The following is a 9,608-nucleotide window of genomic DNA, read 5'->3' on the forward strand; positions in this document are numbered from 1 at the left end:
CCCGGGGGATCCAGCGGGCGCGCTGGGCGGGGGTGCCGTGGGCGTGCACCGGGTGGGCGCCGAGGCCCTGGAGGGCGAGGGCGGTCTCCGCCTCCGTACAGGCGTGGGCGAGGGACTCGCGCATCAGGCAGAGGTCGAGCGCGCCGGAGGTGAACAGCCGGGGCAGCAGGCCGGCGGTGCCCAGTTCGGCGACCAGGGCGCGGTTGACCCGGCCGGGTTCGCCCTTCTCGGCGAGCGGCCGCAGCCGCCGTGCGGCCAGGGTGCGCAGCTCCGCACACCAGGCGAGTTGTTCCGGTTCGAGCGAGAATGCGGCCATCTGCGGTCCCTTCCTCGCCGCCGGTCACCCCCCGAGGCTATCGCGAACCGTTGACTGTCGTCACCAACGCGATACGCTCCTGATGCGAGCCCACCACGCCAAGGGGGCGAACCGTCATGAATCCACGGGCCACCGCGCACGTCGACACCTTCGCCCGCGACCATCTCCCGCCACCCGGCCAGTGGCCCGAGCTCCGCTTCGGCCTGCCGGAGCTGGACTACCCCGAGCGGCTGAACTGCGCCGCCGAACTGCTGCACGGCCCGCCCGACGACCGCCCGGTGTTCCGCACGCCGGGCGGCGCGCCATGGACGTACGGCGAGCTGCGGACCCGGGTGGACCGGCTCGCGCATCTGCTCACCGGGGACCTCGGCGTCGTACCCGGCAACCGGGTGCTGCTGCGCGGGCCCACCACGCCATGGCTGGCCGCGTGCTGGCTGGCGGTGCTGAAGGCGGGCGGGGTCGCCGTCACCGTGCTGGCCCAGCAGCGCCCGCACGAGCTGAGCACCATCTGCTCGATCGCGGAGGTCCGCCACGCCCTGTGCGACGTCCGGTCGGTCGACGACCTGGCCAAGGCCGAGATCGCGGGCCTGAGGATCGCCACGTACGGCGGCGACTCCCCCGACGACCTGCTGCACCGTCCCGCGCCCGGCACCCCGTACGAGGCCGTGCCGACCGCCGCCGACGATGTCGCCCTGATCGCCTTCACCTCCGGCACCACCGGCCGGCCCAAGGGCTGCATGCACTTCCACCGGGATGTGCTGGCGATCGCGGACACCTTCTCCCGGCACGTACTGAAGCCGGTCGCGGACGACGTGTTCGCCGGCAGTCCTCCGCTCGGCTTCACCTTCGGGCTCGGCGGGCTCGTGGTGTTCCCGATGCGCGCCGGCGCGAGCGCGCTGCTGCTCGAACAGGCCCATCCCGCACAGCTGTCGGCGGCGATCACCGAGCACCGGGTGTCGGTGCTGTTCACCGCGCCCACGGCCTACCGGGCGATGCTCGGCGAAGCCGGCACCCGCGACCTCTCCTCGCTGCGCCGCTGTGTCTCGGCGGGCGAGAACCTGCCCGCCGCCACCTGGAACGCCTGGCACGAGCGCACCGGGCTGCGCATCATCAACGGCATCGGCGCCACCGAACTGCTGCACATCTTCGTCTCCGCCGCCGACGAGCGGATCAAGCCCGGGACGACGGGGGTCCCGGTGCCCGGGTGGGAGGCGCGCGTGCAGGACGCGGACGGCGCCCCCGTGCCGGACGGGGAGCCGGGACTGCTCGCGGTGCGGGGCCCCGTCGGCTGCCGCTATCTCGCCGACCCGCGCCAGCGGGAGTACGTGCGGGACGGCTGGAACATCACCGGCGACACCTACGTCCGCGATCCCGACGGCTACTTCCGGTACGTGGCCCGCGCCGACGACATGATCATCTCGGCCGGGTACAACATCGCGGGCCCGGAGGTGGAGGACGCCCTGCTGCGCCACCCGGACGTGGTGGAGGCGGCGGTGGTCGGGCGGCCCGACGAGGCGCGCGGCCAGGTCGTGGTGGCGTACACGGTCCTCAAGGAGGGCGCCGCACGCGACATTGAGGCCCTGCGCGCCTTCGTGAAGTCGGAGCTCGCACCGTACAAGTGCCCGCGCGAGATCGTCCTCCTGGACGCACTGCCCCGCACGGCCACCGGCAAGCTCCAGCGGTTCCGGCTGCGGGCTCCCGCCGGTACGGGAGATGACCAGGGCTGATGCCGGGGACCGACAGCCGTCGGCACGACCTAAGATGATCAACGTGTCCGACCAGCATGCTCCACGGTCTCTCATCGTCACGCTCTACGGCGCGTACGGCCGCTTCGCGCCGGGCCCGGTGCCCGTCGCCGAACTGATCCGTCTGCTCGCCGCGGTCGGCGTGGACGCCCCGTCCGTGCGTTCCTCGGTGTCCCGGCTCAAACGGCGCGGGCTGCTCGTCCCCGCGCGTACCGAACGGGGCGCGGCGGGGTACGAACTGTCCCCCGACGCACGCCAGTTGCTGGAGGACGGTGACCGGCGCATCTACGCCACCGTCCCGCCCGGGGACGAGGGCTGGGTGCTGGCCGTGTTCTCCGTGCCCGAGTCCGAGCGGCAGAAGCGGCATGTACTGCGCTCCCGGCTGTCCGGTCTCGGCTTCGGCACGGCGGCACCGGGGGTGTGGATCGCCCCCGCCCGGCTGTACGAGGAGACCAGGCACACCCTGGAACGGCTGCGCCTCGACGGCTATGTCGACCTCTTCCGCGGTGAGCACCTGGGCTTCGCGCCCACCGCGGAGGCGGTCGCCCGCTGGTGGGACCTGGCCGGGATCGCCGGGCGGCACGAGGCGTTCCTCGAGCGGCACGCCCATGTGCTGCGCACCTGGGAGCGGCGCACGGACACCCCGCCCGAGGAGGCCTACCACGACTATCTGCTCGCCCTGGACTCCTGGCGCCACCTCCCCTACGCCGACCCGGGCCTGCCAGCCGCGCTGCTCCCGGGGGACTGGCCGGGCACGCGCTCGACGGCCGTCTTCCGGGCGCTGCACGAGCGGCTGCGCGACGCGGGCGCGGGCTACGCGGCCCTGGAGACCGATCCCAAGCCCTGAGCGGGCGTGCTCAGTCGGTCAGCGTGAGCCGCGGCTTGGGGGCGTCGGTACGTCCGGTCTGCGGACGGCGGCTGCCCGCCCGGTACTGCGGCGGCCAGAGAACGCCCGGCCCCTCGTAGCCCTGTTCGGCCGCCGCGTGCAGGGTCCAGTGCGGGTCGTACAGATGAGGACGGGCCAGGGCACAGAGGTCCGTACGCCCGGCGAGGAGCAGGGAGTTGACGTCGTCCCACGAGGAGATCGCGCCGACCGCGATCACCGGGATCCCGGCCTGGTTCCGTACCCGGTCGGCGAACGGGGTCTGGTACGAGCGGCCGAACTCCGGTTCCTCGTCGGCGACCACCTGCCCGGTCGACACGTCGATCGCGTCGGCACCGTGCGCGGCGAAGGCACGGGCGACGACGACCGCGTCCTCGGCCGTGGTGCCGCCCTCCGCCCAGTCGGTGGCGGAGATCCGGACGGTCATCGGCCGCTCCTCCGGCCACACCGCGCGCACCGCGTCGAAGACCTCCAGCGGGAAGCGCAGCCGCTTCTCCGGTGAGCCCCCGTAGGCGTCGGTACGGCGGTTGGTGAGGGGGGAGAGGAAGCCGGAGAGCAGGTAACCGTGGGCGCAGTGCAGTTCGAGGAGGTCGAAGCCGGCCCGCACGGCCCGCACGGCGGCCGCGGTGAACTGTTCCCTGATGTCGGTGAGCTGGGCACGGGACAGCTCCCTGGGCACCTGGCCGTCCGGCCGGTAGGGCAGCGGGGAGGCGGCGACGAGGGGCCAGTTGCCGTCGTCGAGCGGTTCGTCCATGCCCTCCCACATCAGCTTGGTCGAGCCCTTGCGCCCGCTGTGGCCGAGCTGCACGCCGATCGCGGTACCCGGCGCCCGCTCGTGCGCGAATGCGGTGATCCGCCGCCACGCCTCGGCCTGCCGGCCGGTGTAGAGACCGGCGCAGCCGGGGGTGATGCGGCCCTCCGGGCTGACGCACACCATCTCCGTCATCACGAGCCCGGCGCCGCCCAGGGCGCGGGCGCCGAGGTGGACGAGGTGGAAGTCGCCCGGGACGCCGTCGACGGCCGAGTACATGTCCATGGGCGAGACGACGACCCGGTTGCGCAGGGTCAGTCCGCGCAGCCGGAACGGGGTGAACATCGGGGGCGTACCCGGAGGACAGCCGAAGTCGCGTTCCACGGCCTCGGTGAAGCGGGGGTCGCGCAGCCGCAGGTTGTCGTGGGTGACGCGGCGGCTGCGGGTGAGCAGGTTGAAGGCGAACTGGCGGGGCGGCCGGGAGAGATGGAGGGGCAGGTCCTCGAACCACTCCAGGCTGGCCCGGGCCGCCCGCTGGGTGGAGGCGACGACGGGACGCCGTTCCGTCTCGTACGCGGTCAACGCCTCTTCGAGGGTGGGCTGTTCACGCAGGCAGGCGGCGAGCGCGAGTGCGTCCTCCACCGCCAGCTTGGTGCCGGAACCGATGGAGAAGTGCGCGGTGTGGGCGGCGTCGCCGAGCAGCACGACGTTGCCGTGCGACCAGCGCTCGTTGACGACCGTGCGGAAGGTCGTCCACGCCGAGTTGTTGGACTTCAGCGGGCGTCCGCCGAGCGCGTCGGCGAAGATCTTGGCGCAGCGGGCGACGGACTCCGTCTCGTCCATGTCGTCGAACCCGGCGGCGTGCCACACCTCCTGCCGCATCTCGACGATGACGGTGGAGGCCCCTTCGTTCCGAGGCCCGGTGGGCCTTGTCGAGGGGTGAGGGCCGGGTGACGGGCGGGAGTAGGGGTAGCCGTGCAGTTGCATCAGGCCGTACTCGGTCTCGGCGATCTCGAAGCGGAAGGCGTCGAAGGCGAAGTCGGCGGCGAGCCAGATGTAGCGGCAGCGGTGCGTGGTGATCCGGGGGCGGAACACGGCCGCGAAGGCCTCGCGGGTCCTGCTGTTGACTCCGTCGGCGGCCACGACGAGGTCGTGGGTCTCCGCCAGCCGGGCCGCGTCGGGGGCGTCCGCGCGGAAGCGGAGGTCGACGCCGAGGGCGCGGCAGCGGTCGTGCAGGACCTCCAGGAGGAGGCGGCGGCCGAGGGCGGCGAAGGCGTGTCCTCCGGAGGTGTGACGGGTGTCGCGGTGGACGATGTCGACGTCGTCCCAGCGGACGAAGTGCTGTTGGAGCGCCCTGTAGACCTGGGGGTCGGCGTGTTCGATGCCGCCGAGGGTCTCGTCCGAGAGGACCACGCCGAAGCCGAAGGTGTCGTCGGGGGCGTTGCGTTCCCAGAGTGTGATGTCGCGGGTGGGGTCGAGGCGTTTGAGCAGCGCGGCGGTGTAGAGGCCGCCGGGGCCTCCGCCGATGACCGCCACGCGGAGGGGGTGGTTTCGCTCGTCGGGCGCCTGCGGGCCGTCCGTGGCCTGTCGCGCCCGCGGGGAGGTAGCCGCAGAACCAGCACAGTCCCGCGCCCCTTCGGAGATTGCCGTGCCCCGCGTCGAAAACATCCGCTACCTCCCCGCCCGTCACGCCCACGCGGCGACAGCCGCAGAACCACCACGACCCCGCGCCCCTGGGAAGACTGCCGTGCCCCGCGTCGAGAACATCCGCTACCTTCCCCGCCACTTCGGAGGGCGTTTGTCCGTGAAGGCCGCGTGAAATTCTCTGTAGTCCTCGCCGGTCATCAGGAGGGCCTGGGTGGAAGCGTCCAGTTCGACCGACGCGGCCAGGGGCATGTCGAGTTCGGCGGTGAGGAGGGCCTTCGTCCGGGCGTGGGCCAGGGCGGGGCCTTCGGCGAGCCGGCGGGCCAGGGCCCCGGCCGCCTCGTCGGCGTGGCCCTCGTCCGTCAGCACGCTGATCAGGCCGATGCGCTCGGCCTCCGGTGCGCGCACCGGGTCTCCCAGCATGAGCAGCCGGGTGGCGTGCCCCAGACCGACCACCCGGGGCAGCAGGTACGCCGCGCCCATGTCGCCGCCCGACAGGCCGACCCGGGTGAAGAGGAAGGCGAAGCGGGCGCCGGCGTCGGCGACGCGGAAGTCGGCGGCCAGGGCGAGGACCGCGCCGGCGCCGGCCGCCACTCCGTGCACCGCGGCGATCACCGGGAACGGGCATTCCCGTACCGCCCTCACCACCTGGCCGGTCATCCGGTTGAAGTCGAGCAGCTGTGCGGTGTCCATCGAGAGGGTCGCGCCGATGATCTCGTCGACATCGCCTCCGGAGCAGAAGCCGCGCCCCTCGCCGGCCAGCACCAGGGCCCGTACCGCCCGCTCCCGGGACAGCTCGGCGAGCAGATCGCGCAGGTCGGCGTAGGCGCCGAAGGTGAGCGCGTTGAGCTTGTCGGGGCGGGCGAAGGTCACGGTGGCGACGCCGTCGTCCAGGTCGACGCGCAGGTGCTCCCAGCGGTCGGTACGGGCGGCGGAGCCGGTGAAGGGACTCATGAGGGCGGCCTCCTCGGACGGGCACTGCGCTGCTCACCGAGTTCTGCCCCACGAAGTTATCACTCATCGGTGACTGTCGTCACGGGTGCGCGATACTCCGTACGGGGTCCGTCCCGTCCGTCACGACTCGTCGACGTACCGGTAACGGTGGGACCGGGCGTGCGAGGCGGGGCCCGTGCGTGGGTAGGCCGCGGTTGCCGGGGCCCGACGCCCCGGACGGCGCCGGACAGGGCTCCGGAGCCGCCCCCTCGATGGGCGGCACCGGGTGCGCCGTACCATTGACGGTTGAATACAGGAGCGCCCGCTCCACGAACGGACCCGTTGTGCACGAACCCTCCCCCGCTTCCACCTCCTGGCGCGTCGCGCTGCCGCACTCCACCGCGGCAGTGCCGGTGGCCCGTGCACTGGTCCGGACGGCACTGGCCGAGCGGGAGCACACCGCCGACAGCGACACGGCGGAACTGCTGACGGGGGAGCTGGTGGCCAACGCCGTGGAGCACACCTCGGGGAGCACCCCGATAGAGCTGGTGGTGCGGCTGCTGCCGACCGGATTCCAGGTCGAGGTGCACGACGCCGACCCGGCGCCCCCGGGCAACCTCACCCGTCCGGTGCTCACCGAGCCCGATCCCTGGCAGGAACACGGGCGGGGGCTGCTGCTGATCCGCACCCTGAGCTCGTCCTGCGGCCACCGCCCCACCGATTCCGGCAAGGCGGTGTGGTTCCGGCTCCCGGGACAACGACGCCCGGCCTGAACGGGAGGCCCAGCCCCATCGGCCGGCCCTCTGCGGCACGGAAGCACCCGGAGACGGCCCGCTCGGGCAGGCACGGCCCCGGCGCGGGGCGGAGGTTCAGGCGAGGGTCGCGACCAGGACCGCCTTGATCGTGTGCATACGGTTCTCCGCCTCGTCGAAGACCACCGAGTGCGCCGACTCGAACACCTCGTCGGTCACCTCCAGCGACTGAAGACCGTGCGCCTCGTACACCTCGCGGCCCACCTGGGTGCCGAGGTCGTGGAAGGCGGGCAGGCAGTGCAGGAACCGGACGTCCGGGTTGCCGGTGGCGCGCAGCACGTCCATGGTCACCGCGTACGGCGCGAGGGCGGCGATCCGCTCGCCCCAGACGTCCTTGGGCTCGCCCATGGAGACCCAGACGTCCGTGGCGACGAAGTCGGCGCCCGCGACCCCCTCGGCGATCTCCTCGGTGAGCGTGACGCGCGCCCCGCTGGACACGGCGAGCTCACGGGCCCGGTCGACGACCTCCTGGGCGGGCCAGTAGGACTTCGGGGCGACGATGCGTACGTCCATCCCCAGCAGGGCCGCGGTGACGAGGTAGGAGTTGCCCATGTTGAAGCGGGCGTCGCCGAGGTAGGCGAAGGCAATGTCCGTGAGCGGCTTGGGGCTGTGCTCGGTCATCGTGAGCACGTCGGCGAGCATCTGGGTGGGGTGCCAGTCGTCGGTGAGACCGTTGTAGACGGGGACTCCCGCGTACCGCGCCAGTTCCTCCACCTTCGCCTGGCTGTCCCCCCGGTACTCGATCCCGTCGTACATCCGGCCCAGCACCCGGGCGGTGTCCTTCCCGGACTCCTTGTGGCCCATCTGGGAGCCCGACGGATCGAGGTACGTCGTCGAGGCACCCTGGTCGGCGGCCGCGACCTCGAACGCGCAGCGGGTCCGCGTCGAGGTCTTCTCGAAGATCAGCGCGATGTTCCGGCCCCGCAGATACGGCTGCTCGGTCCCGGCCCGCTTGGCTGCCTTCAGCTCGGCGGCCAGCTCCAGCAGGCCGCGGAACTCCCGCGCGGTGAAGTCCGCCTCCTTGAGGAAGTGGCGGCCGGCGAGGGCGGTCGGGACAGTCGCCATGGGGCGCTCCAGGACTGGGGGACACGAACCCTTGGAAGTGTATACGAAGATTTGTATTTCTATACGGTGTCTCGCTGTACGGGACAGCTCATGCACCGCGGTCCGCCCCGGCCCCGGCCCAGCTCACTGCCCGGAATCTCTATCACCTCGATGCCCTGCTTGCGCAGATGCGTGTTCGTGGTGGAGTTCCGCTCGTAGGCGACGACGACGCCCGGTTCCACGGCCAGGACGTTGCAGCCGTCGTCCCACTGTTCGCGCTCGGCCGCGTGCACGTCCTGGGTGGCGGTCAGCACCCGGATCTCGCTGAGCCCGAGCGCGGCGGCGATCGCGCGGTGCATGTGCTCCGGCGGATGGTCGGTGACCTTGAGCTCCTTCTCGTCGGAGCCGGGTTCGATGGTGTAGGACCGGAGCATGCCCAGGCCCGCGTACTGGGTGAAGGTGTCGCCGTCGACCATCGTCATCACCGTGTCGAGGTGCATCAGGGCGCGTCTCTTCGGCATGTCGAGGGCCACGATCGTACGGGCCGATCCGGCCGCGAACAGTTTGTGCGCGAGCATCTCGACGGCCTGCGGGGTGGTGCGCTCGCTCATCCCGATCAGCACCGCGCCGTTGCCGATGACCAGCACGTCGCCGCCCTCGATGGTGGACGGGTAGTCGGCCTGCCCCTCCGACCAGAGGTGGAAGGACTCCCCCCGGAACAGCGGATGGTGCCCGTAGATCGCCTCGAAGTGCACGGTCTCGCGCTGCCGGGCCGGCCAGCGCATCGCGTTGATGGAGACACCGTCGTAGATCCAGGCGGAGGTGTCGCGGGTGAAGAGGTGGTTGGGCAGCGGGCCGAGCAGGAAGTCGTCGAGTTCCATGGCGTGGAAGCGCACGGAGGTCGGCTCCGGGTGGGTGTCCAGGAACTCCCGCTTGGTCATCCCGCCCACCAGCACCTCGGCCAGCTCCCGCGCCGGGAGGGTCTCGAACGCGGCGCGGAGATGGTCGGTGGCCAGCGGGCCGTACTCCTTCTCGTCGAAGACGCGGTCCAGTACGAGCGCACGTGCCGCCGGGATCGCCAGCGTCTCGGAGAGCAGGTCACCGAAGAGGTGGACGGTGACGCCGCGGTCGCGCAGGACGTCGGCGAACCCGTCGTGCTCGGCGCGCGCCCGGCGCACCCAGAGCACGTCGTCGAAGAGCAGGGCGTCCTTGTTGCTGGGGGTGAGCCTCTTGAGCTCGAGATCGGGCCGGTGGAGGATGACGCGGCGCAGCCGCCCGGCCTCGGAGTCGACGTGGTAGGTCATGTCTCCATCCTGACCACCCGGCCGGGTGTTCACCCCCGGTTCGGCGGATCCGCGGCACCGCCTCCGCCACTCCTCACCCGGTCACTCAGTCACCCGGTCACCCGGTCACTCAGTCACTCAGTCACTCAGTCACCGTGTCACCCGGCGGCCCGGGGCGGCGGCAGCAGCAGCTCCGG

8 protein-coding genes are annotated in these 9,608 nt (G+C 72.1%); 3 read left to right on the forward strand and 5 right to left on the reverse strand.

Annotated elements, in window-relative coordinates; all coding sequences use genetic code 11:
- The coding region (locus B9S61_RS02770; RefSeq protein ID WP_146064685.1) for an acyl-CoA dehydrogenase family protein at positions 1-316 on the reverse strand (316 nt) is incomplete at its 3' end.
- 116 nt (positions 317-432) lie between these two features.
- Here B9S61_RS02770 and B9S61_RS02775 point away from each other — a divergent pair.
- Both B9S61_RS02775 and B9S61_RS02780 read left to right on the forward strand, forming a co-directional pair.
- Entirely contained in the window at positions 433-2,043 is a 1,611-nt protein-coding gene (locus B9S61_RS02775) for an AMP-binding protein (RefSeq protein ID WP_103540750.1), read from the forward strand.
- Between the two features lie 34 nt (positions 2,044-2,077).
- Positions 2,078-2,908, forward strand: coding sequence for a PaaX family transcriptional regulator C-terminal domain-containing protein (locus tag B9S61_RS02780; RefSeq protein ID WP_103540751.1), 831 nt, complete (start codon positions 2,078-2,080; stop codon positions 2,906-2,908).
- Between the two features lie 10 nt (positions 2,909-2,918).
- Here B9S61_RS02780 and B9S61_RS02785 read toward each other — a convergent pair whose 3' ends face one another.
- Both B9S61_RS02785 and B9S61_RS02790 read right to left on the reverse strand, forming a co-directional pair.
- A complete protein-coding gene (locus tag B9S61_RS02785) occupies positions 2,919-5,363 on the reverse strand; it encodes a bifunctional salicylyl-CoA 5-hydroxylase/oxidoreductase (RefSeq protein ID WP_103540752.1) in 2,445 nt (814 codons plus the stop codon).
- Between the two features lie 102 nt (positions 5,364-5,465).
- Complete coding sequence (locus B9S61_RS02790) at positions 5,466-6,293, reverse strand: enoyl-CoA hydratase family protein (protein ID WP_103540753.1); 828 nt, start codon at positions 6,291-6,293, stop codon at positions 5,466-5,468.
- Positions 6,294-6,544: 251 nt separating this feature from the next.
- On the opposite strand from B9S61_RS02790, the gene B9S61_RS02795 reads away from it, so the two are divergent.
- Positions 6,545-7,045, forward strand: coding sequence for an ATP-binding protein (locus B9S61_RS02795; protein WP_103540754.1), 501 nt, complete (start codon positions 6,545-6,547; stop codon positions 7,043-7,045).
- A 96-nt stretch (positions 7,046-7,141) separates the two neighbouring features.
- Here the strand turns inward: B9S61_RS02795 and argF are convergent, their stop codons facing one another.
- Both argF and B9S61_RS02805 read right to left on the reverse strand, forming a co-directional pair.
- Positions 7,142-8,149, reverse strand: coding sequence for an ornithine carbamoyltransferase (gene argF, locus B9S61_RS02800; RefSeq protein WP_103540755.1), 1,008 nt, complete (start codon positions 8,147-8,149; stop codon positions 7,142-7,144).
- A gap of 59 nt (positions 8,150-8,208) precedes the next feature.
- Positions 8,209-9,432: an arginine deiminase gene (locus tag B9S61_RS02805; RefSeq protein WP_181007207.1), complete on the reverse strand. Its 1,224-nt coding sequence runs from the start codon at positions 9,430-9,432 to the stop codon at positions 8,209-8,211.
- Between the last annotated feature and the right edge of the window lie 176 nt (positions 9,433-9,608).

The organism is Streptomyces sp. SM1 (assembly GCF_002910825.1).
Classification (GTDB): Bacteria; Actinomycetota; Actinomycetes; order Streptomycetales; family Streptomycetaceae; genus Streptomyces; species Streptomyces okerensis.